Here is a 25,982-nt window from a genome sequence, read left to right as displayed (position 1 = left end):
CTGACTACAGTATTTCAAGAAAGGAAAGTATTATATTTGTGTCCTATAATTGGTATGAATAGAAAACGATTAGCTGTTTTTGCATTGATTTTCCTCGTTGGAGGTTTAGGATGGGCTGGCGCTCAGGTATTGGCATCGGGGCGGGGAATGCAGAATTTCCAGCAGGAGAGAGAGGAGACGGTTTTGTACTTTAGCCCAGAGGTGTTCCCTGATGTGGAGGAGATTAAGGAGCCTACGAATCTGGCTTTTTTCTCTGCATTGACGGATAAGGTAGCCTCTTTGAAAGGCAGGAAAGTTCTCCGTGTGGATGCAATGATGAGTTTTGAGGAAATTTCTCCCGAAATCATCAGAGAATACTGCAAAAATAACGGTGCAAGCTATGCAGTACTGCCTCGTGTTAAGTATTTTAAGGTCGGTTTTGGAAAGTATGTGTTCTCTAACCAAGTGGTGGTGAGTATGAAGCTCTATGATGCAGAGGGGAGCCTCATAACAGAGACGGAATACAATACTTATAGGAAGAATATGAGGTTATTAGGCTCAGCGGAGAATTCTGTACAGGTGGGGACGAAAGGTGCGATAAACGACCTTGCGAAAAAGCTGAGAAAAGTCCTTAGAAAATCGAAATAATACGAGATGAAACAGCGAAAAAAGAGAGAATATCAGTCCTCCGAGCTGGTAAAAGCCTTTGCAAAGATTTATGGCTTTGAAAATAAGCTCTTAGCCCTTGAGGTAAAGAGTTTTCTCGCGGAATATATGGGGACAGAGAGCTTCAAAGAGATTGAAAAAGTGGATTTGAAGCAGAAAAAACTCATTATTATCGTAAAATCTCCGATACTTAGAAATGATTTACAATTCAAACGCTCATTCCTCCTGAAAAAAATCAAAGAAAACTTCGGGGAAGACACATTTGAGACAGTAGAAATCATCTAAGAAGCCGTATGTGCAGGCTTATTGGTGATTGGTATCCATTATTTCTTGGAGACGGTTTGGTCTAGCATCTCTTTGGCGCTTGAATCTAAGTTGGATTTCAGTGGAATGAAGAACCTTAGTGGATTTTCCATAAAATACCTGAAAGTAACTTTGGAAATACGAATAAACTCCGAGAAATAGACCTTTCGAGAGCGTAATGCAAGGACGATTGAGAGTCCAAAACTCACAATAAAGTTGAAAAATCCAATGATAAAGACGGTGATAAAGGCTATCCAGAAGGTGGAAGCAACGACATCAAAGCCCTTACCGTAGAGCCCCAGCGCAAGGTTTCCAGATGAGAAAGTGATGTGACGAATGTCTATATCAATTCCCAAAAATTTCCCGATAGGTCCCGTAACTCCAAGGCATACCCCAAACCAAAAGTTGGAAGTAATCCCTGCCCAGTTTTTAGCATAGAAATTTGAGAGACCGTTTGCGAATTTATTCCCGAATATTCGGTTAATCATCGGGTTTTTAGCAATTCGCTCTGGCATTTGGTAAAACACGGAGTTATTGGAAGCATTCCCAGCGATAATCCCCGAAATAAAGAGGAAGAAACCCGCTAATGAAGCGTGTAATATTGCCTTAGACTCAAAAGGATTGAGCTCTTTTAGAAATTTATCGGCTTTATCTACGGCAAAATTCTGATTGAAAAGTACATCCAAGCCATAAATAAGAACTAAAGCCACAGGAAACGACCACAATACATTTCCTATAAAGGCGATAAACTGCGTTCGGAAAAGTTTGGAGACAACGGAAGCGAAAGCAAGGTAATTTTTCTCAGAATTTTCACCTAATGAGAGGGCTTTTGCCATAGTTGCGGCCGTCATCGCAGGCTGTTTGGTAGCGAGGGTATAATGCATCAAGTAAATCATAATGAACCCCATAGCATAATTGAACGAATAGAGTATCGCGTGCATAAACTCACTGCCAGGGCTGTAAGAATACATCATTTTTAGAACGCAAAGGGCACCAACAATCACTCCACCACCGCTCGCTTTCCAAAACATATTGACATAAGCCTTTTTTCCTGAAGCGATATAGTGAGAACCTGTTTCTGCCGTATGATTTGTGATGAGATGGGAGAGGAGGCGGGTGCTGTCATCAGCAAGTTCCTTCACATTATTCTTGTGAGACTTGTATTCTAAGATGTTTAAGAAGAGCTTTTGAGAATTATGGAGTATATCTTTTTCTTCATCGATGACGAGGAGCATTAGTACCTCTTTCATTCGGTTAAGCTGCTGCCTGATCTTTAATAAAGACTGGTTGGTACGCCCAGAGATACCATAGGCTGAGGAGTTTTTGAAGGCGGTATCTACGAATTCCTCACATTGTTTCCAATAAATCTTTAGTTGCTTTGTCAGTTCATCTTTAGAATGCAATTGGAAGTTTTGATTTTGCTTAAACTCAGAGATAAGAGTGTCAAGCTCATTTTGAAGAGCCAAAAAAGGATTGCCAAGATTCTGATATTCTGGAACCATACGGAGTACTTCCATATCCATAGCGTTTCCTATTACTCGCCAAGCTAATACATTAGCAGAATAGAGCAAACTTCTCCTTACGGAAGGTTTTGTAATGTAGTCAGATATCCCGAGTAGCTCAAAAAATTTGTCCAATTCCTCTTGCGGAATCTGTTTGAAGTATTTTAAATCTACCGATGGAATTACGGAGACATTATCAACAATGTAACCAATAGAGTTTTCATTGGAGATAGGGGGGAGAACAGCGTTGAGTACCCTTTTTTTAAGTTCGGGAAAGAAAGAATTTTCGGTTAAGATATTAGATTCGGTTAATGATAAATTAAATGTTTTCCCATTAAAGAGATTTTGAATATAATACCCGAAATTATTAGCAATCTCTGGGTGATGAATGAGAAAATTCAATATGATGGAAAACTTTTCTTTCCTGAAACTCTTCATTATCTGTATCAGTGGCTCCACCGAAGTAGTCTCATTCTTAAAAGTAAAGTATCTCTCTAAAATATGATTATAACGCTCTCTATTAATCTTTAAAACTGACATACAAGGGCAAATATAGAGAAAACTATAAAAATTGAAAGAGAACCTCCTTTTTATAGGTAAGAATTGAAAGAAAGGAGATGATTAATGAATTTATTTTAGTGGATATTTTTTTGTTATTTGTAATCAGTGATATATGTTGTGGGTTTGTTAGGATTTCATTGGTGATTTTTATTTTGGCATTAAAATTGAATTTAAAGAAAGCAACACAAATGATGAGAAAATTATAAAACACTCATTATTGAAAAAAAATAAAACACAAATGATGAAAATACGCAAATAATTAAGCACAAGTAATGAAAAAAGTTATTGCGTATTAAGAGGATAGAGAAATCTAACCTCTTTTTTTATTTATTGTCTTAAGGATTTACTTTGCTTAAAACTTGCAATCAGATAATATGCAACAAATACAGTAGAAAATCTAATAATAGAAGGGATTACAAGTATAGAATTAAAAAATAAGCGCCCAATAATTAATAGAATAATAATCCCTATAAATGAAATACTCATTTTCTTGTGAAGTTTCCATTTTGGCTGATCTACAAAATAAGCTAATCCCCAACCCAGCCCAAAGGCCATACCATAAAATAGATTGAGTTGCCAACCAACTCCTGCATTTAAGATAAAATAATTAATAATAAAACTAATAGTCGTTCCAATAACGAAATAAAGTACAGATTTTCTCATAAAAAAGCCTCCTGATTATGGACAAGAGGCGACCCAAATGTTTTCACAACGGAATAATCCTTATTGTGAATTCCTTTCAATTTGATTGGGACAAATGTAGAAAAATTATTATTAGTAAGCAAAATTATTATTAACTTTACACAAATTTTTAAACTCATAACTATGAAAAGAATTTTAGGTCTCGATTTGGGGACGACATCAATAGGATTTGCTTATGTAGTAGAAGGAGAAACTCCAGAAAAATCCCTAATAAAGGAAATAGGTGTTCGGGTAAATCCTCTAACAACGGATGAATTATCCAACTTTGAAAAAGGGAAATCAATCTCTGTAAATGCAGATAGAACCAGTAAGCGCTCCGCAAGGAGAAATTTACAGAGATTTAAACTCAGAAGAGAAGTCTTAATAAAGATTTTAAAAGAAAATAAAATTATAACTGAAAATACTGTTTTAGCAGAAGAAGGGAAGGGTACAACTTTTCAAACTTTAAAGCTAAGAGCCCAAGCGGCTAAACAAAAGGTTAGTTTATCAGAATTAGCAAGACTATTTCTTATCATTAATAAAAAAAGAGGCTATAAAAGCAGCAGAAAAGCAAAAAATGAAGAAGAAGGTCAGCTGATAGATGGTATGTCTATAGCAAGAAAACTTTATGAACAGAACTTAACACCTGGGCAGTTTGTTTATCAGCTAATAAATAAAGGAAATAAAAGCATACCCGATTTTTATCGTTCAGATTTACAAAATGAGTTCGATAGAGTTTGGGATTTTCAAAAGCAATTTTATGCAGATATTTTAACCGATGAGTTTTATATAGAATTAAAAGGAAAGGGTCAGAAAGCAACAAGTGCTGCATTTCTTTCAAAATATAAAATCTATACAGCTGAAAATAAAGGCAGCAGAGAAGAAAAAAAATTACAAGCCTACCTGTGGCGTGCTAAAGCCATATCTGAAAAGTTAAGCAAAGAAGAATTAGCGTATGTCATTACTGAAATAAACAATAATCTCAATAATTCAAGTGGTTATTTGGGAGCAATTTCTGATCGTAGCAAAGAGCTTTATTTCAATAAACAAACCGTAGGTGAATATTTGTGGGAGCAGATACAAAAGAACCCTCATACTTCATTAAAAAATCAGGTGTTTTACCGTCAGGATTACTTAGATGAGTTTGAAAAAATATGGTCTACCCAAGCTCAATTTTATCCAGATATCTTGACGAATAATCTGAAAAAGGAAATTAGAGATACAGTGATATTCTATCAAAGAAAACTGAAATCTCAGAAAGGGTTAATCGGTTTTTGTGAATTTGAAAGTAAAGAAATAGAAATTGTAAAAGAAGATGGGAAATTAGTTAAAAAACTTATAGGTTCTCGAGTAGCACCGAGGTCATCACCACTGTTTCAGGAGTTTAAAATCTGGCAAAATCTACATAATGTTACTGTAAGGAAAAAAGATAGCAGGAAAAGAAAAGCTCTTGAAACCGCACAGGAATTGTTTGTAGATGAAGATAAAGAGATTTTTATATTAAGTCTTGAGCAAAAACAATTGTTGTTTGATGAATTAAATTTGAAAGGAAATCTCTCATCGTCTAAAATCTTAGAATTATTAGGGCTTAGCTCAAAGGAATGGGAACTTAATTATAAGCAGATTGAAGGGAATAAAACCAATAGACAGCTCTATGATGCTTATTTAAAAATTATAGATTTATCTGGTCATAGTATTTCAGACTATGTAAAAGTGAAATCAACAAAGAGTGATATACAATTAGATGATTTAAATATCCCATCATTAGAGATAAAAAATATTGTAAAACAGATTTTTGAAACGATAAATATCAGTACCGATATTCTTGAGTTTAATGCTGAGCTAAAACAAAAAGAATTTGAAAAGCAGGCATCTTATCAACTTTGGCATTTATTGTATTCCTATGAAGGTGATAATTCTAAAAGCGGAAATGAAAAATTATATAAGCTATTAGAAGATAAATTTGGCTTTAAAGAAGAATATGCCAAGATATTAGCCGACATCATATTTTTAACTGATTATGGAAACCTCTCAACTAAGGCAATACGGAAAATTTATCCTTATATTAAAGAAAATAAATTGAGTGATGCTTGTAAATTAGCTGGATTTAAGCATTCTAAAAATTCTTTAACCAAGGAGGAAAATGAACAACGAGTATTGAAAGAAAAGTTAGAGCCTATTAAGAAGAATAGTTTGCGCCAGCCTGTAGTAGAAAAAATTCTTAATCAGATGGTAAATGTGGTTAATAGTCTGATAGATAAATACAGAAAAGAAGATAAAAACTTTAAATTTGATGAGATAAGAATAGAGCTTGCTCGTGAATTGAAGAAAAATGCTAAGGAACGAGCGGAATTAGATACGCAAGTTAGAGACGGAAAAGCCAGAAATGAAAAAATAATAGCTATTTTGAAGTCACCAGAGTTCGGCATTCCTAACCCTACTAAAAATGATATCGTCCGTTATCGCCTTTATGAAGAATTAAAGGATAATGGCTATAAAGATTTATATACCAATGAATATATTTCAAGGGAAAAGTTATTCACTAATCAAGTGGATATTGAGCATATTATCCCAAAATCCAGATTGTTTGATGATAGTTTTTCTAATAAAACAATAGCTTTCAGAGATGTTAATTTAAAGAAAGGAGATCGTACGGCTTATGATTTTATAGAAAGTAATTATAACAGTGAATTAGAAAATTATCTTTCTCGAGTAGAAGATCTTTACCAAAAAAATATCATCTCTAAGGCTAAATATCAAAAACTACTAAAAAAAGAATCGGAAATAGGAGATGGATTTATAGAGAGAGACCTTAGGGAAACTCAGTATATTTCTAAGAAAGCAAAAGAAATGCTCTTACAAATTACCAAAAGCATAGTCTCTACATCAGGAAATATTACAGACAGATTGAGAGAAGATTGGGATTTAATCAATGTGATGAAAGAGCTCAATTTGCCCAAATATAGAGCCTTGGGACTAACGGAAATGCAAGAGCGAAAGTTTGGGCAGAAAGTGGAAGTAATTACAGATTGGACAAAACGAAACGATCATCGTCATCACGCAATGGATGCGCTTACTGTTGCTTTTACCAAACATACCCATATCCAGTATCTTAATTACTTAAATGCCCGAAAAGATGAAAATCATAAGGAGCATAATGTTATCATAAATATCCAGAATTTAGAGACTGAGAAAATTAAGGATAAAAATGGAAATGAAAAAAGAGTTTTTAAAGAGCCAATACCCAATTTCCGTCAGGTAGTAAAGGCGCATTTAGAGTCAGTCCTTATTTCTCACAAAGCAAAAAATAAGGTTACTACTAAAAATAAAAACAAAATTTCAGGTAAGAATAATAGGTCTCAAGATACTCTAACGCCAAGAGGACAACTACATAAAGAAACTGTTTATGGAAAGTATCATTACTATGTGAGTAAAGAGGAAAAAGTAGGAGTTAAGTTTGACAGTGAAACCATTGAAAAAGTTTCCAATCCATTGTTTAAAAATCTTTTAAAATCTCGATTAGAAGAAAATAATAATGACCCTAAGAAAGCATTTACAGGTAAAAATTCATTAGAAAAAAATCCAATTTATTTAGATGATTCTAAGCAAAAGGTGATGCCTGAGAAAGTTAAGTTAGTTTGGTTAGAGGTAGACTATTCTATTAGAAAAGACATCAATCCAGATAATTTTAAGACTGAGAAGTTGATAGATAAAATCCTAGATGAAGGAATAAAGAAGATTCTAAAAGAGCGTCTGAAAGAATATGATAACGATCCTAAAAAGGCCTTTTCAGATTTAGATAAAAATCCTATTTGGCTTAATAAAGAAAAAGGAATTGCTATCAAACGAGTTACAATAAGCGGTGTGAAAAATGCAGAGGCTATTCATACTAAAAAAGACCACTTAGGAAATGAAATTCTTGATAAAAAAGGTAATCCCATCCCAGCGGACTTTATCCAAACGGGCAATAATCATCATATAGCTATTTATAGAGATAATAAAGGTAATTTACAAGAAAAAGTAGTTTCATTTTTTGAAGCAGTAGCAAGAGCAAAGCAAGGGCTTCCTGTTATCGATAAAACTTATAATCAGCATTTAGGATGGATATTTTTATTTACAATGAAACAAAATGAAATGTTTGTTTTTCCAAATAAAGAAACAGGCTTTAATCCTAATGAAATAGACTTATTAGACCCTAAAAATAAGAAAATAATTAGTCCTAATTTGTTTAGAGTTCAGAAGCTCTCTACTAAAGATTATTTTTTTAGACATCATTTGGAAACAAATGTGCAGATGGACATCTCTTTAAAAAATATAACTTGGAAACGAGAAAGTTTAATAGGTATTAATAATATTATAAAGGTTAGAATTAATCATCTTGGGGATATTGTTAGCGTAGGAGAGTATTAACATAAATTAAAAACTATGCTTTACCGTTCCATATATATTGGTAATCCAGCTTACTTAAAGCTGAAAGATAAACAGTTAAAAATTATTTGTCCTGAGTCTAAAATTGAGAAAGGAAGTGTAGCTGTAGAAGATTTAGGATTATTAATGCTTGATCATTGGCAGATTACACTTTCTCATCAGTTAATTCAGAAAATGATGGAGGCTAAAGTTGTGGTTATTAGTTGTGATACGAAGCACTTGCCTCAAGGGATTATGCTTCCAACCAATGGGCATACACAATATTCTGAGAGAGTGAAGCATCAGATAGAAGCCAGCGAACCTCTTAAAAAGCAACTTTGGAAGCAAACCATTGAGTGTAAAATACAGAATCAGATTAAGGTTCTAAATAAGTTAGGAAGATTTTCAGAGCCAATGTATGATTATCTAAAAAATGTTAAATCAGGTGATGTTACAAATATGGAAGGTATTGCTGCTCAGCATTACTGGAAAAATTTAATTAATCCAGACTTTCTTAGGGGGCGGTTTGGTGATTATCCTAATTTGTTCTTTAATTTTGGTTATGGAGTACTTCATAGCATTGTTGCTAGAGCTATTGTAGATACGGGTTTATTATTGGTCTTAGGGATTTTTCATAAAAATAAATATAATCCGTATTGCTTGGCAAGCGATATAATGGAACCTTATCGACCATTTGTAGATTTACTAGTGATGGATTGGATAATGCGAAATCCAGAGTCTGAAGAATTGGATAAAGAAGCTAAAAATCATTTTTTAAATATAGCATCAAAAGACATTTTAATAGATAGACTTAATCGTCCATTAATAGTTGCGGTAAAGATGACCGTATCATCATTGTACAAGTGCTATACAGGGGAGAAAAGACAAATATCCTATCCTGAAATGTTATGAAAAATGAACGCTTAAATGCATATAGAGTTATGTGGGTAATGGTTTTATATGATTTGCCTACCGATTCCAAGGCAAGTATGAAAGCAGCCAATTTATTTAGAAAACAATTAGTTGATGATGGTTTTTCTCTCTTTCAATTTTCAATGTACATTAGGCATTGTCCAAGCAGGGAAAATGCAGAAGTTCATATCCGCAGGGTAAAAGATATTCTACCTAAATATGGTAAAGTAGCGATAATGTGTATTACGGACAAACAGTTTGAGGGTATTGAAATTTTTTATTCTAGAAAGCAAGAATTGCCTCCTCCTACTTGGCAGCAGCTCGAATTATTTTAAATTTTCAATTCTGATTAAAAATAAAAACCTTTGATTAACAAAGGTTTTTATTTTGAGGCTGTGTGATATCCACAAAAGTAATCAAATTGAAAGCAATTCACAACTGCTAATTTGTTAGCATAAACTTTCAAAACGCTGTGTGATATCCACAAAAGTAATCAAATTGAAAGCAATTCACAACCCCCTGCCCAATGGTGATGTAAATTGCACCGCTGTGTGATATCCACAAAAGTAATCAAATTGAAAGCAATTCACAACTATACAAGAAAACACTAATAACAACTATATGCTGTGTGATATCCACAAAAGTAATCAAATTGAAAGCAATTCACAACTATTATTTTTAGAGTATGAGCATATTTGTTGCTGTGTGATATCCACAAAAGTAATCAAATTGAAAGCAATTCACAACAACATTATAGCGATTTAAATACAGCCCCTGGCTGTGTGATATCCACAAAAGTAATCAAATTGAAAGCAATTCACAACTGGTGCGCTATATTCTTTTCCAGAGACACCGCTGTGTGATATCCACAAAAGTAATCAAATTGAAAGCAATTCACAACTAGGGGGATATTGCCCAGTACTCAGATACAGCTGTGTGATATCCACAAAAGTAATCAAATTGAAAGCAATTCACAACTACCGGTACCTCTACCGAGTACTAGGAATAAGCTGTGTGATATCCACAAAAGTAATCAAATTGAAAGCAATTCACAACATGGTATAAGAAATTCCAAACATTTCCAATGCTGTGTGATATCCACAAAAGTAATCAAATTGAAAGCAATTCACAACAAAGTAGGTTCTTCAATTCTACCTATTTGAGCTGTGTGATATCCACAAAAGTAATCAAATTGAAAGCAATTCACAACTTAAATTTCTAATCTCATTAAAAGGGTTGGGCTGTGTGATATCCACAAAAGTAATCAAATTGAAAGCAATTCACAACTAAAGGCGCTAATGTGTGGAGCTATATGCTGCTGTGTGATATCCACAAAACTAATCAAATTGAAAGCAATTCACAACGCCCTGTTTGGTTACTCTATGGGAATGGATGCTGTGTGATATCCACAAAAGTAATTAAATTAAAAATATTTGTTTTGTACTTAGGTAGCAGAGAGAGGTTAAATTAAATTATCTTAACTTTGTCGCCATTTTTTAATATTCATCAGAAAAACTAATAATAAGATTCTTAAAAATTCAGCTTATGAAGTTCTTAAATTCTTTTTTGGGACTTGTATTATTGGCTTTTATGCAAATTTTACAAGCTCAGCAGTCTGTTAAAAGCATTTTGCCGTTATTTTCACAGAAAAAACAGGTGGAATGGGCGGTGCAAACAGATAGAAATGAATCGGTACCCGTAAAATGGTATGAGCGTGAAAGCTCATTTGCAGTGGAAGGAATCCGAACTTTTATAGGATACTATAATGAACAATTGGTAGGGGCATTGTCGGTGCAGAGAAATGATATTTCTGGAAGTATTCAGTGGGTAGGAAAGGCTTATCATATTGATACTCGACAGGGGAAAGTTGTGATTAGTACCTCAGGTGCAGATATGAATTGTGGAACTTGCTCTGGGAACTTTTGTGCGTCTGATAGCGCTGAAGAAAAGAGCTTTTTGAGAGTAGATTATAAGAAGTAAAAATTTGTTTATACAGACCCTGTGCTTAGGGTTTATCGATTGGCTATTACGATTGATTACAGCTATTTTTCTCGAACATTTGGCTTTAATAAGGCGAGGGTTAGAGGTTACTAGGCATCGGCAGAGGTGGTGCTTAATGAACTTTATATGAGAGACCTTGCGATGAAGTTTAAGGTGATTAATGATGATAGACTTATTATAGATACCAAAGACAAAGAGCTGTTTAATACTACAAATCTTTATTATATTATCTCCAATTCTACCCAAAAGATTAATGGCTTAATCGGTGAGAATAATTATGAAGTAGGAGTGATGGTTACCGAGCCTGCAAAAGGGGTATTGGGTATTGCAACGCTGGGAGGCTTCTATAATAAAAGCACCAAAGGGAGTGCATTGGTCTCTAATAACAATTATACGCTGGCACACGAGGTAGGTCATTTGTTTGGCTCAAAGCATACATTTAGTAATGGCCCTATAACTTACAGTACAGAGCCCCTTAGTGGAACTTCTATAATGGGATATGGTTTTAAGGATGATGATGTATTCTTCTCATTGGTCAGTGCATCGAAAATTAAGGAGAGAGTATTTTATAATCCAGGTTATTATTCCGATGAAGAACATAAACATTGGGTAGGTGAGAAGTCGGCCACGATACCTTTTTATGGAATTAATACCAATAACCGACCGCCATTGATTAATCGTGCAAAACTACAGCCAGAGTACAAAATCCCACCCGATACTTTCTTCCAATTTAGGATAGATGCTACCGACCCAGAGGATGATGCACTGCTGTATATGGCTCATCAGGCGGATATAGACCAGCCAGGGAAGGCAAATTTCATTGCTTACAGCCCGTCTAAGGATAATACAGTTAAATATGAAGCTAAGTATGAGAGGGTATTGACTAATCCTGGAAATGATGATGGAGAAGATGAGTATGAAATTCAGAAAGTGCCTTATTCTTCACCAGAACCATCGGATAGAGGAGTGTATACCTTTTGGTTGGGCGTAAGTGATGGAGGGAGGAAAGCTCATCAGCAGCCACACGCTACTCAGTATGATATAGAAAAAGTGAATCTGAATATAGTAGATGGTACTCCCTTTAAAATAACTTCGGTAATGCCACTTTCAAATATGGAAGAAGGGGATACTATTACCATTAAATGGGATGTAGACAGAAATATCTTTGGGAATGATACTAAAGTTCGTATACTTTTCTCAGATGACTATGGAAAAACCTATAAGTATGTCTTAGCAGATGAAGTTCCCAATAATGGTGAGTATAAAGTAAGCCTACCAGCAGGAATAAGAAAGGCAGGAAAGGTTTGGAGCTGGGGGTCAGAAAGAACGAAACATAAGGTGGAAGGGATTTTCAAGGTAGAAGTGATAGACCATATTGCCTATGCGCTTTATACCCGAAGAAGTCTGAAAGAGCCCAGCCCAATGGAGGTTTATGAACCAAAAATCGTTTTTAAAAATCTTCCAGAGCCTGTAATTACCGTTAAAAAAACTGAGATTCCTCCAAAAGCAGAGGTTACCGCTACTTCATCTTGTAGTGGTACGGGTAATAATATCCCAAATATTGATTATGAAGAGGAAAATCACCTCCATTATATTCTCCGTAAGTGGGAAGCAACCGATAACTGCGGTAATAAAAACAGCTTTACTCAGTATATTTATATAGAAAAAGATAGATTAAAATTCGTCGGAGATTTGCCTAAGGATATTCATTTTCAATGTAAGGATAGCCAGCTTCCAGAAGTACCAAAGTTAGAGGTAACGGGGGGTGATGAATCAACCAAAATAGAATTTACAGAGGAAAAGATTGATTTGTGGAATGGAAATTATAAACTCATCCGCTCGTGGTATGCTTCTGCTGATAAAGTATCTCCTGTGGCTCATTCACAAGTGATATTGGTACAAGATACTACACCGCCTGAGTTGTCAGACTATCCAAAAGACCAAATAGTAAAGACAGAAGCCGATATTCCCGCTCAGCAAGGGCTTACAGCTGTTGATAATTGCGATGGGGCAGTTAAAGTTTCCCAAGGCTGGGAAGCTGGTGAGCTTAATGGCAAGAAGCAGAAGAAGTATGTTTGGCTTGCAGAAGACCGTTCAGGTAATGTAAACCGATATGTACAGACATTCACTATAGACCCTGATGATGCTGGGCTTTCAACTGATGAAGTGGAAGTAAAATCTCTTAGAATTTACCCAAATCCCTTTAAAGATTCCTTTGTAGTAGAAGGTGTAGAGGGAGATTTTAATCTGAAAATCTATGACCTTTCAGGTAAGCAATTCAAATCTTTTGGTAAGATGCAGAGGTATATTGTATCAGACTTGCCAGCGGGAGTTTATATCGTTAATGTAGAGGCTGATAACATTTTACATACATTTAAAATCATCAAAAAATAAATAGAGTAATGAATATAAAAAAGACATTTTTTGTACTGCTTTTGTTAGGACTTGTACAGAATCTTTGCGCACAGAAGGTAAGGGATATTGTGAGATTATTCCATCGTTCAGAAGCGATAAGTTGGGCGGTTCCATTGCCAGGTAACCCGCTGACTATCCAATGGCAGGAGAGAGAAACCGCCTTCTCTCGTGAGGGCATCCGAACTTTTGTAGGCTATTCCAATGGAAATCTTATCGGTACGCTTTCTATTCGCCCAAACGCAGTTTCTGGGAACCTGTCATACAATGGAAAGGAGTACTTTATCAATACTGATAATGGTGAGCTTCATTATACTGAAGAGAATCATTCTGAGGAAGGGCAGTGCGGTACAGATGAGCTCATTCACCAGAGTGAGTCTGCTAAGCGTTACCTTGATACTGTTTCTGAAGGCAGTGAAGCTCCTCAAATTAAAAATACTGAGATTCTTAGGGTTTACAGGCTTGCTATTGCAGTGGCATATAACCGCTATTCAGATTATTATTTTAATTCGGATGTACAAAAAGTCAAGGATTTCTGGGCGCAGACCGAAGCTTTTCTCAATGAAGTCTATATGAGAGACTTGGGTATTCGTTTTGAGTTGATAAATGATGAAAAACTCATCATAAAAGATGCTGCAAATGAGATGGTTTATGATTATCATACACCAGAATATATCATTAGCTATGCAACTCGCAATATAGGTGCGCTTATCGGAGATAAGAACTTTGATTCTGGGCTTTGGCTCTCGGGTTTTAGCCGTACGGGTATCGTAGGGCTTGCGTATATCTTTGGTGCTTACGATAGTGGCAAGGCAGCGGCTGTTGTGAGTAACTATTCTAAGGAAACGATAGCCCACGAAATTGGGCATCTCTTTGGAGGGAGGCATACCTTTTCTACTCAAGTGGTGCAGAGTGACTCCGAAAAAACAGAGCCAGGTCGCGGACAATCTGTGATGAGCTATGGAGCACCTCGTAACTTCTTCTCTCTATCCAGTATCCAGCGAATGAGGGAGAGAATCACAACTCTTCCTTACTATATTGACAAAAAGAGGACTCAGGTGAGAGGAGATGCCAATTTTCCTAATATTCCTTATGGTGAGCAGCTTACCAATACCCCTCCTGTAATTGATAAATCCAAGCTCAAAACCGAATATATCATTCCGAAAAATACTTTTTTCCAATTCTATATTCCTGCTACCGATGCGGATGGAGATGCCCTCAGCTACTCGGCTCAGCAGAGGGATGTTCGTCTTTTAAATTCCCCATCTATAAGTATTTATAAGGCATATAAGCCCACTCAGACCAATCCTGTTAGTTTTCAACGAGAATATGATACCAATTTGAGGGGTGGAGCTATCTATGACAGCCAACCGCCTCAGGATACTACGGGAGAGTTTAGTTTCTGGCTTGCTGCGAGCGACCCTAAAATGAGTACTCAGAACCATTTTATTACGAATTTCGACCTTGCACAGACTACCGTAAAAGTCATAGAAGGCAAACCATTTAAAATCACTACCGCAATAAAGAAAAAGTATAAAGGAGGCGAGAAAATCAACCTCAATTGGGAAGTAGATGAAGCTATTTTTGGTGCGGATTCCAAAGTGAGAATACTCCTTTCTGATGATTGGGGGCAAACCTTTAAATATACTCTTGCAGAGGAGGTTGAGAATAATGGAAATTGTGAAGTAACATTGCCAAATATCAATATCGGTGAGATAGAAGTAGGCTCGGCAAAGCTCAAAGTAAATGCTGGGATTATAAAAGTGGAAGTGATAGACCGTTTAGCTTTTGATATTACCGAAAAAGCACCAAGTGCCAGAGGTGGTTTCATTGTAGAGGAAGACCCAAGTCTTGCTGCAGAAATCACTGATTTAAAGTCATCAGATATACTTATCTATCCAAACCCTGTAAAGAGCAGTTTCTCACTGAAAGGGTTGCCACAGAGTTCAAAAATTAAAGTTTTTGATATCAATGCTAGACTTTTAAAATCATTTGCTCCACAGCAGAATTATGATGTATCTGAGTTATCTAATGGAAATTATATCCTAAGTATAGAAACTCCAAAAGGAGCCCTTCATCTGAAATTTATAAAGCAATAAGCTGTTTAAAGATTTTTTGATGTTCATAGAATTACGAAAATAGAGATTTCTTTTTTTAATATAAGAGTCTCTATTTTTTTTGTTAGTACTTATCTACTATTAGATATTTAACCGTAAAGCCTTTCATTAAATCAAACTTCTCTAATCGCACTCCTCTTGTTTACAGTGGCAGCCTTTTACTTCCATTTCAAAGGTGGAGTGGTGTATGTTTTTGTGGGCTAATGTGTGCCGTAGTTCTTTTTTTATTTGTTCGGTATCGGCAAGGCTTATTTCCTGTGCTAAGACAATATGTGCAGTGAGGGCATTCTGAGAGCTGCTCATTGCCCAAATGTGGAGGTGGTGCAGGCTGTCAATCATCGGGTGTTGCTCTATTGCCTGCTGTATTTCCTTTGTATTGATGTCGGCAGGCACTCCGTCTAATATAAGTTTCAGACTTTCGGTGAGTAAGTGCCAAGTGGAGACTAATATCACCGCTGCTATTACAAAGCTGATGAAAATATCGGCTGCATTCCAACCCGTTAGTGAGATAATGACGCCAGAGATAATCACCCCTACGGAAACTAAAGCATCGACCATTAGGTGAAGAAAAGCCCCTTTGATATTGATATCTTGCTTCTGACCTTTATAAAACAGAAATGCAGAAACCGAGTTGATCATCACCCCTACAAATGCGGTTATACTAATATCCAAACCCTTTACATTGGGCGGAAGACTTAGCCTTTCCACAGCTTCTATACAGATATTCGCAACAATAAACACCAACAGAATAGCATTGATGAGCGAAGCCAAAATAGAGGCTTTCTTATATCCATAGGTATAGGTACGGCTTGCAGCTTTTTGTGCCAGCTTCATTCCCAGCAGGGAGATGATGAGGCTCGCAACATCGCTAAGGTTGTGGCTGGCATCCGAGATAAGCGCCAGAGAATTAATGCTGAACCCTACGCCATATTCCACAATTGTATACAAAAGATTCAGCCCGATGCCTATATAAAAAGCTCGGTTTATAGCATCCAGACTGCTTACTGAGTGGTGGCAATGCCCTTCGTGTGAATGCTCCATAGTATTTTAAGTTTTAAGGTTTAACTTTTTTTCGCCTTGATGAACCTAATCAGCACCAAACCTATGAAAAAGAAGAAGCTCATAGACAAGGCGGCGTATCTCATATTATTAAAATGGTCTATTAGCGCTGAGAAGATAAAGGTACCGAAGATAATCGCGAGTTTCTCCAATACATCATAGAACCCGAAGAAAGTAGTATTGTCCATAGAGTTCTCTGGTAGCAGTTTGGAGTAGGTAGAGCGGGAGAGCGCTTGCAAACCGCCCATTACTAAGCCAATAATCCCCGCAATGCCGTAGAACTGGTACTCTACATTTGGGTTTTCTTTGTTCAGGAGATACGAACCGAGGCACGCAACAATCCAAAGTATTACCGTAATAGAGATAACATTTTTATTTCCTATCCTCTGGGAGAGTTTGGAGAAGACTATGGCACCGATAATCGCCTCTATCTGTATGATGAGTAAAGTAGCGATGAGCTTCCCTTGTTCCAAGTTGATTTCATTGCTTCCGAAGAGGGTTGCCATCAGGAAGATTGTCTGCATACCTACGCTGTAAAAGAAAAAACTCGAAAGGAAGAACTTCAAGTTTCTATCCTCAAAGAGCTGCTTTTGTACTTTGAACAGTTCTTTAAAACTCTGCTTACCAATATCGATATAAAAACGAATATTATCCATTAAAACAGTGAAAAAGCCTCCCTGCTTGGCGTGTTTCTTAAAGATATTGGTATAGTTGAGCAGTACTAAATCTTTCGGAAGATTGTCCTTCACGCTCCCAAACTGTGGCAGGTGCTTAAAGGTGTACTGAGAGAAGCCAAACCACCACGCACCCGTAAGCAGGAAGCTCACCCTTGTGTATAGCTTGGATTCTTCAGCGGTTTGTGCGGCTACTTTTATCAGTAAAAGGCAGATGATTACTAATACAACAGAGCCTACATAGCCGTATACATATCCTCTTGCAGAGAGGGCATCTTGCCTGTCGGGCGAAGCAATATCTGGCAAGAATGAGTTGTAGAAAACCAAACTTCCCCAAAAGCCAACACTCGCTGTAATACTGAACAGCAACCCGAGGAAAACGGTATTCATCCCCGTAAAAATCGCTAAGCCCATACACGATGTAGCCCCAAGATAACAGAAGAATTGGAGGAAAGATTTCTTATTTCCAATAGTATCAGCCAGCGAAGAGAGGAATGGAGACAGCAGCACCACAATAATAAATGATGCCGTGAGCGAATAGCCATAAACGGCATCTGGGTGATAAGCCTCCCCAAAGATTTTAAGGAAATATCTCTCAGGAACTTTTATCCACTGCTGGGTGCTCTCTATAAATTCTTTTTTATAGCCTTTGGTTGTGAGTAGTGAGTAGTAAATTGGGAAGATGGTAGAGGTGATTACTAATGAATAAACAGAATTTGCCCAATCATAGGCTGCCCAAGCATTCATTATTTTAGGGTTATTTTTTATTCCCGTTTTGCTTGTGGTCTTCGTTCGGTTTTGAGACATTCTTTTTAAAAATTATTTTGAACAAAAGTATAAAAAACTAAAAGATATCTATTAAAAGATGTTTAAATATTCTTAAAATTGCGCCTTTAAAAGCAAACAGAGATGAGATTTAATCTGAGATATGGGCTTCTTAGCCTAATCATTTTTGGTATAGAGGTTTGTATCGCTACTATTTGGAAAGACATATTTCTCCTTAGAGCCTATATAGGCGATGTATTGGTTGTAATGCTCCTCTACACCGCTATTCTCAGCTTTTTTAATATAAAAAACAAGGGTACACTTCTTATTTATATATTCCTGTTTTCTGTGTTGGTAGAGGTTGCTCAGTATTTCAAACTGGCTACTCTACTCGGCTTTAAAGAAGGGAGTATAATGTATATTGTCATTGGAAATTCATTTTCTTGGTTAGATATTCTTTGCTATTTTATCGGTGTTCTTCTTATGTATCTCGGTTTAGGTAGCAAGTTATATGCAGTAGGTAGTAAGCAATAGGTATCTATCTATAAATTAATCATAAGTTTCTTATTTCAAAGGGCGGAAGTCTGTACTCTCATACCAAAATTAAATTTTAAGCAAGGTGAATAATCTAAATTAATTTTAAATAAATTTGCGCTAATATTTTATTGGCAATGAAGAGAAGAAAGATTTTATTCTTTGGATTTTTGTTATTGATGGGGTTGTCTTATGCACAGGTAGTACAGGGAGTGGTGCTGGATAAAGAGACGGGCAAGAGTTTGCAAAATGTAAAGATTAGCCCAGAAGGTACAGATTCTTGGACACTGACAGATGCTAACGGGAGCTTTAAAATAGATTTAAAAGGGCATAAAGAGCTGGTATTTATTCTTTCGGGCTATACCGAAATAAAGCAGAGAGCAGAGGAGAATATGGAAGTACTCCTTAGCCCAGCTACGATATACATAAAGGAAGTGCAGCTTACAGCAAAAAGGCGCAGATTTTCAGAAATAGACATAAAGGAAGAAGCGATAAAAAATAATCAGTCCTTTTCTATCGCAGATGTGCTTACACAGCTCCCAGGTCAGTTTATAAAGCCACTTAACAATAATGAGTTTAAGAATGTAGTCTTCCGAACCGGTAGTGGCCAAAGCCTTAATAATAGAAACAACGATTCCTATGGGAATAAAGCTGCAGGGGTATCTGTACTCGTAGATGGATTGGCAGTTTCTAATAATGAGAATATGCAGCAGTACAGTTCGCCATATTCGGCGGTGTACAGAGGACTTTCTTCCAGAACGGATATACCCACTCCATCCTTACCAAACTATGGGGCAGACCTCAGAGAGATAACCGTAGGAGATATAGAAAATATAAAAGTAGTGCAGGGGATTCCAGATGCAAAATACGGAGATCTTACGACAGGGCTCATTATCGTGGAGACGAAATCGGGCAAAAAACCTCTTCAAATAAACGCTTCATTGCAAAGGGGAACTTATCAGGTAGATGTTACCAAAGGTTTTCAGATTAATAAAAAAGGAGATGCTATTAATTTTCTTATCAACTATATGGATGCAAACCCTAACCCGAGGAATAACCTTACTGACTATAAAAGAATTGTAGGTAAAATACTTTGGGAGATGAGCAGTAGAGATAAGACTGTAAGGAATAAAATCAATTTCCAGTATGCAAAGAATCTGGATGAAGGTAAAACTGACCCAGACGACTATAAGGCGAGGTATGTAAAAGCATCAAAAGTGGGGTTTGTTCTCTCTGATAATTTTACGATGAAATTTAAAGACCGATGGATAGATGGACTCTCTGCAAATGTGAGATTCAGCTACGATAAGCAGACAAATATAGATAAGCAGTTCGTCAATTTAGGTGGAAGACCTTACGGTACTGCTATGGAGAATTCGGTGTATTATGCACCTTACACCCCCGTAACCTTTATGACTGAGAGGAATGTAGAAGGCATACCGATTAACCTCAATATGAATGTAGAGATGTATAAACTCATAGAATCGAGGAATAAATGGAGGCATAATATATCTGCTGGTGGAGCTTTTATCTTTGGTGATAATATCGGTAGAGGGAGGTTTGGTACTACCAATTCGGCAATTGTAGGGATATCTAATGCTGCGAGCAATATGGGGTATAGGGACTATGACTACTCTAAAAATGTACCCGCAAGTGTGCAGTACTCTGCCTACTTACAGGATAATTTGAGGAAAGATATAGGTGAGTACTCATCATTAAGTTTAAATGCGGGGCTCAGATTGGATATTCAGAACAGTATAAAAACCCTATCACCAAGGTTTAATGCTTCGTATAAGTATAAAAATATAAGCCTGAGAGGTGGGGTAGGGCTTACCTCAAAAGCACCTACTCTTGCACAGCTCTATACGGGAGATAGATTTTTAGATTACCTGATAGGGGACTTTCGACTGCCAGGTAAATATAATGTAGCCGTAATGCAAACCGTAGTAACCAAAGGGGATAATGTGGATTTAAAACCATCTAAAAGCTGGAAAACAGAAGTGGGTTTAGATTATAAACTTCCATTTGCAATGCTCAGCCTTACAGCTTATTATAATAAACTTTTTGATGGTTTTACCAATGTATCAGAGCTTAATAAAACCCAGATTTCTGATGTAAAAATCAATTATAATGGTAATCAGCCACCTACTTATCAGATTATCGGGCAGAAAGATTATTATTATACACACAGCCGTATTACCAATGCGCTTAATTCAGTAGATAAAGGTATTGAGCTGGGGATAAATTTTAAAAGAATAGAAGCACTAAACTTGGAAGTTGCCCTTAATGCTACCTATGTACGAACCGATGATAAATCTGATGTGCGCTATCTTCAAAAGTCTAATATAGAAACCAGTGAGTATACTTATGGAGTGTTTACTGCTGGGGGGAATGCTTTTGAGAATGCGAGAATCAATGGCACTTTTGCTTATCACTTATCCCAAGTAGGGCTTATATTGGCATTGCAGACCAATACTTTCCTCCTGGATAATTTCTATGTAGATGCAAACAATAAATATCCCGAAGGCTATTATGACAGGAATCTCACCTATCATCCAATTCCAGAATCAGAGAGGTCAGATGCAAAATATCAGAATATTCACAGGCAGGCAACAGAGACTACCACACAGAGGCTTGGTAAGGTATTGCACAATATTCATCTGAGGGTTACGAAGAATTTTCTAAGTGGCTTCCAAGCATCGGTATATGTATATAATGTGCTGAATAGCCGTCCTGCACGCAAAAATCTGAATAATGGAAGTATAGAAGAGTATGATTTCTTTACACCAATATCATTCGGAGCTAATCTTAGTTATAAATTTTAAATTTTAAATTTGGTGTTGTTAATTTTGTATTTTTTATAATTTACCTGGATAAACTGTACCAAATGTCAATTACCAGATAAGATTAAAGCGGGTTTTGTAGGTGAGCGACAAAGATATAAATGTAAAGATTGTAGCTGTTTTTTAGTGCTGAGAAGAAATCGGATGTAAGAACTTCAGAGTAGAAACTTCTTGCTTTAAAAATAAGTCAAAAACGATGTTAGAAAGTTCTTTAAAACTTTTGTTTTTAATGCTAAATTGTAAACATAATAATTTTTAGTAATACCCCAGAAACAAAGAAAATACCTCACGGACTATGGTACATCCATCTAATTCTTCTTCGTACCATAGCCCGTGAGATGAGGCAGTCACAGTGTGATAGACTCTTGCTGTAGTTTAACCTTCTGCTACTTACCGCCTACTACTCAATAATCACTTCCCCTGTCATTTCTTTTGGAATGGTGATGCCCATAGCGGTAAGAATGGATGGAGCTACATCTCCTAATTTACCAGGTCTTAGTGTCCAAGTTTTGTCTTTATCCATTACAATGAGAGGGACGAGGTTTGTAGAGTGCTGGGTGTTGGGTGTGCCATCTGGGTTGAGCATTACATCCGAGTTACCGTGATCGGCGAGGATAAATACCGTATAGCCGTGCTCATATGCTGTGGTGGCAACTTTTCCTATGCACTCATCTACGGTTTCAGCAGCTTTTACGGCAGCAGAGAAAACACCCGTATGCCCTACCATATCGGTGTTTGCAAAGTTGAGGCAGATGAAATCAGCGCTTTCTTGCTCTATTTCTGGTAATATGTTTTTCGTAATGTCGTAGGCAGACATTTCGGGTTTTAAGTCATAAGTAGCTACATCTTTCGGGCTTGGGCAGAGGATTCTTTTTTCTCCATTGAAAGGCTCCTCCCTGCCACCAGAGAAGAAGAAAGTTACATGGGGATATTTCTCGGTTTCAGCGGTGCGGATTTGCCTTTTGCCATTGGCTTCGAGGATTTCACCGAGGGTATGGGTGAGGACTTCTTCATCAAAGACTACTTGTACTCCCTTAAACTCACTGTCGTAATTCGTCATTGTGATGTAGTGGAGGTTCAGTTTGTGCATACCGAAATCTGGAAAATCCTGCTGAGAGAGTACTTCGGTGATTTCCCTGCCTCTATCGGTTCTAAAATTAAAGCAGAAGACCACATCACCATCTTTAATCTTGGCTATGGGGTTTTGATGCTCATCAATGCAGACAATAGGTTTCAGAAACTCATCTGAAATGCCTTCATCATAAGACTTTTGTATGGCTTCCACCGCATCTTGTGCAGGAGCACCAGTGGCATTTACCATCACATCATAAGCGAGTTTTACGCGCTCCCATCTCTTGTCTCTATCCATAGCGTAATACCTCCCGACAATGGTGGCGAGCTTCCCTACATTCTGGTTCATAAAGCTCTGTAAGTCGGTGATAAAGCCTTTCCCCGAGTGTGGGTCGCAATCTCTCCCATCGGTAAAGGCGTGTACAAAGACATTGTCTCTCAATCCGAAATCCTTAGCTGCGGAGAGCAACCCTTTCAGGTGGTTGATATGAGAATGCACCCCCCCATCTGAGCATAGACCGATGAAATGCACCGCAGCATTATTCTCCTGAGCATACTGAAATGCGGATAGAATGGCAGGCTCTTTACCTAAAGTTTTATTCTCCACTGCCATATTGAGCTTCACGAGGTTTTGATAGACCACTCTTCCAGCACCGAGATTCATATGCCCTACTTCGGAGTTGCCCATTTGTCCTGCGGGTAGGCCCACTGCCATACCGCTCGCCTCGAGGGTGGTGTGGGGGAATTTCTGATAAAAGGAGTCCATAAAAGGGGTTTTGGCTTGGTCTATTGCAGAGATTTTTGGGTCTTTGCCCAGTCCCCAACCGTCTAAAATTGCGAGTAATGCTTTGTGTGCCATAGTATATTTTTTTATTGAATTAATGAATAAGTTGCTTAATTTTTTGCGCTAACAAAGTTAAGAAAACTCAAGCGAAATACGATTAAAATCAAAGTGCGAATAGTTTTATAATAGTAAAATATTATTTCTATTAATTTCAGCTTAGTGGAAGCTCGCTTTTGTTTGTTTTCTACTTTTCACTAATTAGTGAAAGCTCGTTTTTATTCATTTTCTACTATTCACTAATTAGTGAAAGCTCGTTTTTGTTCATTTTCTGCCATTCACTAATTAGTGGAAGCAAAAATTTTTTTTTCCATTCACTAAATAGTGAAAGGAAAATTTATTTTTTTCTTATCATTAAAATAATTATTTGCTAAAAAAAATTGCTGCTTGTTGCTTATCGTTTAGTGGTTATTTAACCGAAAGTTAAAATTATTCATTGGCGACCGTCGGTTATTTAACCGAAAGTTAAAATTATTCATTGGCGACCGTCGGTTATTTAACCGAAAGTTAAAATTATTCATTGGCAGCCGTCGGTTATTTAACCGACGCACAAATATTTTTTTTCATCAGTGATTTAACCGACGCATAAAAGTTTTTTTTTCATCATTAAAATAATTATTCGCTAAAAAAAACCGCCGTCTATCGCCTACCGCCTAAGTGCCTCACCGGCTACGGTGTGCTGCTTTTAACCGAAATTTAACAGATTGTAAAACTTCTTTTAACATTAAAACAAATACTTTTGCCATTGGAAATGAGATGATGCGAAAAATTTATTCTTTACTAGTGTTTTTTGTGTTTTTTGCTACGGCTCAGGAGCGGTATAAGACTTCGATATTTGAAGGAAATAGAGCTTTTGAGAAGGAAAATTATGATGAGGCATCGGCCAAGTTTATGCAGGCAGTAAAGCAAAAGGAGAAAGACTTTTCGGCTCATTATAACCTTGGGAATGCCTTGTATAAGGGGAAAAAGTATGACGAGGCAATGGCTGAATACAAAAAAGCAGAAGCAAATGCCAAAACAAAGCAGGATAAAATGGCAGCCCATTATAACCTCGGGAATGCCTATATGCAATCTGGAAACCCTGCAAAAGCCGCTAAATACTACAAAAAAGCACTGAAAAATGATCCCTATAATGAAAAGGTGAGAAAGAATTACGAAATCGCAAAACTGAAAGATAAGGAGAATCAGCAGAGCCAGCAGAACCAAAATCAGCAGGATAAAAATCAACAACAAAAAGATCAGAATAACACCCCCAAAGATGAGAACAATGGGAAGCCCCCGAAAGGTAAAGACCAAAACCAGCAAGGAAATGATGGCAACACTGATCAAAAACAAAACAAAGGCAAAAACGACGGAGAGCGAATGCCGAAAGACTTAGAAGATGCCCTGCTCGAAAGAGTGAAAAGCAGGGAGCAGGAAACCGCAAGAAAAATCCTTAATAAAAATACTTACTCCGTTCCCCAAAGCAATGAGAAAGATTGGTAATGAGCAATAGACTTTTATATATCGTTTTATTATGGTGCTCTGTGCAGTCTTATGCTCAGGTAAATATAGAATTGCTTACCAATAAGAGGGAATATACTACCAAAGATTTGATAGAGCTTACCGTAACACTTGAAATCAACGGAGCAGATATGGTGCAGGAAACGCCCATTAGACTACCGGATTTCTCTCAGTTCTACGAAAGAGGGTCAGGCTCGAGTAAGAATAGTGTATTTGATCCGGTAACCAATACAGCAATCTCTCAGATGGTTTATCAGATCATCCTCCAACCGAAAAATTCAGGGAATCTAAAGATAGGTTCCGCACTGGTAAAGGTAAATGGTAAAGTCTATAAAACCGAGCCTTTTGAAATCAGTGTAGCGGATATTAAATCTCCTGAGCGAGCGGTAAACAGGCTCCCCTCTGCAGAAGTCTATCTCAATATGGAGGTTGAGGATAGAGAAGTCTATCCTTTCCAGCCTGTAAAGGCAGTTTTAAAGGCGTATAGCAGGGATTTTAACAGCTTGAGGAAGTTTAAAAATATTATCCAACCGAGGCAGAAGAATGTAGAATTTTTCCCCGTGAGCTTTTCGCGTTCAGATATAGAGCTTGACAGGTATTCACAAGTAGCTTCGCAGACGGTTGCGGTGTATCTTCTCTTCCCCGAAGAGGCAGGGCTGATTATGATAGACCCGATAATGGCAAGTGTGGAAACCGAAAGGATAAAATCTAATGGTGCTGACCTAAGAGTGAAGAGGCTTCCTGCTGAGAGCCCATTGAGTTTTAAAAATGCAGTGGGAGAATTTAAAATAGAAATTACAAGCCCTCAGAAGGAGCAGAATATAGAAGTAGGTAAACCGATAAATATTACAGTGAAACTAAAAGGGGAGGGCAATCTCACCAAAAAACTTCTGCCAGTTATAAAAGAAACGGAGCAGTATAAGGTATTCCCTCCGAAGATTAGGCAAAATATAAAAACCACTTCTGAAAGCGTTTCGGGGAGTATAGAGGCAGATTATGTAGTGGTTCCTACACAGGCAGGGCGTATAGAAGTGCATACCTCAGAGTTTTCTTATTTCAGTCCAGAAAAGGAGAGGTATATAGATTTAGGAGCAAAGGCCATAAGCTATAATATCCTTACCTAGCAGCAAGTAAATGAGCAAAAAACAGCT

At 37.0% G+C, this 25,982-nt stretch carries 18 protein-coding genes and 1 CRISPR repeat array; of the genes, 13 read left to right on the top strand and 5 right to left on the bottom strand.

Annotated elements, in window-relative coordinates; translation table 11 throughout:
* The first annotated feature begins 54 nt into the window (after positions 1–54).
* Positions 55–627 (top strand): pyruvate decarboxylase, encoded by a 573-nt coding sequence (locus D8991_RS06650; protein WP_120489365.1) that lies wholly within the window; start codon positions 55–57, stop codon positions 625–627.
* A gap of 6 nt (positions 628–633) precedes the next feature.
* Positions 634–930, top strand: a complete 297-nt coding sequence (locus D8991_RS06645; RefSeq protein ID WP_120489364.1) for a DciA family protein — start codon at positions 634–636, stop codon at positions 928–930.
* Positions 931–968: 38 nt separating this feature from the next.
* Here D8991_RS06645 and D8991_RS06640 read toward each other — a convergent pair whose 3' ends face one another.
* A complete protein-coding gene (locus D8991_RS06640) occupies positions 969–2,990 on the bottom strand; it encodes a recombinase (protein WP_120489363.1) in 2,022 nt (673 codons plus the stop codon).
* Positions 2,991–3,338: 348 nt separating this feature from the next.
* Complete coding sequence (locus D8991_RS06630) at positions 3,339–3,674, bottom strand: hypothetical protein (protein WP_120489361.1); 336 nt, start codon at positions 3,672–3,674, stop codon at positions 3,339–3,341.
* Between the two features lie 162 nt (positions 3,675–3,836).
* Here D8991_RS06630 and cas9 point away from each other — a divergent pair, with 162 nt between their 5' ends.
* The 6 genes from cas9 to D8991_RS06600 all read left to right on the top strand — a co-directional run bounded on the left by cas9 (position 3,837) and on the right by D8991_RS06600 (position 15,523).
* Complete coding sequence (gene cas9, locus D8991_RS06625; protein WP_120489360.1) at positions 3,837–8,102, top strand: type II CRISPR RNA-guided endonuclease Cas9; 4,266 nt, start codon at positions 3,837–3,839, stop codon at positions 8,100–8,102.
* A gap of 15 nt (positions 8,103–8,117) precedes the next feature.
* Positions 8,118–9,011, top strand: coding sequence for a type II CRISPR-associated endonuclease Cas1 (gene cas1, locus D8991_RS06620; protein WP_120489359.1), 894 nt, complete (start codon positions 8,118–8,120; stop codon positions 9,009–9,011).
* Positions 9,008–9,346 (top strand): CRISPR-associated endonuclease Cas2, encoded by a 339-nt coding sequence (gene cas2 / locus D8991_RS06615; protein ID WP_120489358.1) that lies wholly within the window; start codon positions 9,008–9,010, stop codon positions 9,344–9,346. The genes cas1 and cas2 overlap by 4 nt, the downstream gene beginning before the upstream one ends.
* Before the next feature lie 57 nt (positions 9,347–9,403).
* Positions 9,404–10,375: direct repeats of the CRISPR family, unit length 47 nt; unit sequence GCTGTGTGATATCCACAAAAGTAATCAAATTGAAAGCAATTCACAAC.
* 181 nt (positions 10,376–10,556) lie between these two features.
* Positions 10,557–10,991, top strand: a complete 435-nt coding sequence (locus tag D8991_RS06610; RefSeq protein ID WP_162926744.1) for a hypothetical protein — start codon at positions 10,557–10,559, stop codon at positions 10,989–10,991.
* A gap of 126 nt (positions 10,992–11,117) precedes the next feature.
* Positions 11,118–13,406, top strand: coding sequence for a zinc-dependent metalloprotease (locus tag D8991_RS06605; protein ID WP_120489356.1), 2,289 nt, complete (start codon positions 11,118–11,120; stop codon positions 13,404–13,406).
* An 8-nt stretch (positions 13,407–13,414) separates the two neighbouring features.
* Positions 13,415–15,523, top strand: a complete 2,109-nt coding sequence (locus D8991_RS06600; protein ID WP_120489355.1) for a zinc-dependent metalloprotease — start codon at positions 13,415–13,417, stop codon at positions 15,521–15,523.
* Between the two features lie 141 nt (positions 15,524–15,664).
* Here the strand turns inward: D8991_RS06600 and D8991_RS06595 are convergent, their stop codons facing one another.
* Together D8991_RS06595 and D8991_RS06590 are read right to left on the bottom strand one after the other, a co-directional pair.
* Positions 15,665–16,582 carry a cation diffusion facilitator family transporter gene (locus tag D8991_RS06595; protein WP_120489354.1) on the bottom strand — a complete coding sequence of 306 codons (918 nt, stop codon included), beginning with the start codon at positions 16,580–16,582 and terminating at the stop codon, positions 15,665–15,667.
* A gap of 20 nt (positions 16,583–16,602) precedes the next feature.
* Complete coding sequence (locus D8991_RS06590; protein WP_120489353.1) at positions 16,603–18,081, bottom strand: MFS transporter; 1,479 nt, start codon at positions 18,079–18,081, stop codon at positions 16,603–16,605.
* A gap of 102 nt (positions 18,082–18,183) precedes the next feature.
* Between D8991_RS06590 and D8991_RS06585 the strand changes: the two genes are divergently transcribed.
* The 3 genes from D8991_RS06585 to D8991_RS09175 all read left to right on the top strand — a co-directional run bounded on the left by D8991_RS06585 (position 18,184) and on the right by D8991_RS09175 (position 21,566).
* On the top strand, positions 18,184–18,573 hold the full coding sequence (locus D8991_RS06585) for a ribosomal maturation YjgA family protein (RefSeq protein WP_120489352.1): 390 nt from the start codon (positions 18,184–18,186) through the stop codon (positions 18,571–18,573).
* Positions 18,574–18,710: 137 nt separating this feature from the next.
* A complete protein-coding gene (locus D8991_RS06580; RefSeq protein ID WP_120489351.1) occupies positions 18,711–21,398 on the top strand; it encodes a TonB-dependent receptor in 2,688 nt (895 codons plus the stop codon).
* Between the two features lie 48 nt (positions 21,399–21,446).
* The gene (locus D8991_RS09175) at positions 21,447–21,566 is read left to right on the top strand and encodes an IS1/IS1595 family N-terminal zinc-binding domain-containing protein (protein WP_455550136.1); all 120 of its coding nucleotides are present in this window, start codon (positions 21,447–21,449) and stop codon (positions 21,564–21,566) included.
* Positions 21,567–21,816: 250 nt separating this feature from the next.
* Here D8991_RS09175 and gpmI read toward each other — a convergent pair whose 3' ends face one another.
* Entirely contained in the window at positions 21,817–23,346 is a 1,530-nt protein-coding gene (gene gpmI, locus D8991_RS06575) for a 2,3-bisphosphoglycerate-independent phosphoglycerate mutase (protein ID WP_120489350.1), read from the bottom strand.
* Between the two features lie 765 nt (positions 23,347–24,111).
* Between gpmI and D8991_RS06570 the strand changes: the two genes are divergently transcribed.
* Positions 24,112–24,813, top strand: a complete 702-nt coding sequence (locus D8991_RS06570; RefSeq protein WP_245957196.1) for a tetratricopeptide repeat protein — start codon at positions 24,112–24,114, stop codon at positions 24,811–24,813.
* Positions 24,813–25,955 carry a BatD family protein gene (locus D8991_RS06565; RefSeq protein ID WP_120489348.1) on the top strand — a complete coding sequence of 381 codons (1,143 nt, stop codon included), beginning with the start codon at positions 24,813–24,815 and terminating at the stop codon, positions 25,953–25,955. The genes D8991_RS06570 and D8991_RS06565 overlap by 1 nt, the downstream gene beginning before the upstream one ends.
* Positions 25,956–25,982 lie beyond the last annotated feature (27 nt).

It is taken from the genome of Bergeyella cardium (genome assembly GCF_003614945.1).
Classification (GTDB): domain Bacteria; phylum Bacteroidota; class Bacteroidia; order Flavobacteriales; family Weeksellaceae; genus Bergeyella_A; species Bergeyella_A cardium.
Note: the sequence above shows the minus strand (reverse complement) of the source record. Positions and strands in the feature narration are given on the sequence as shown.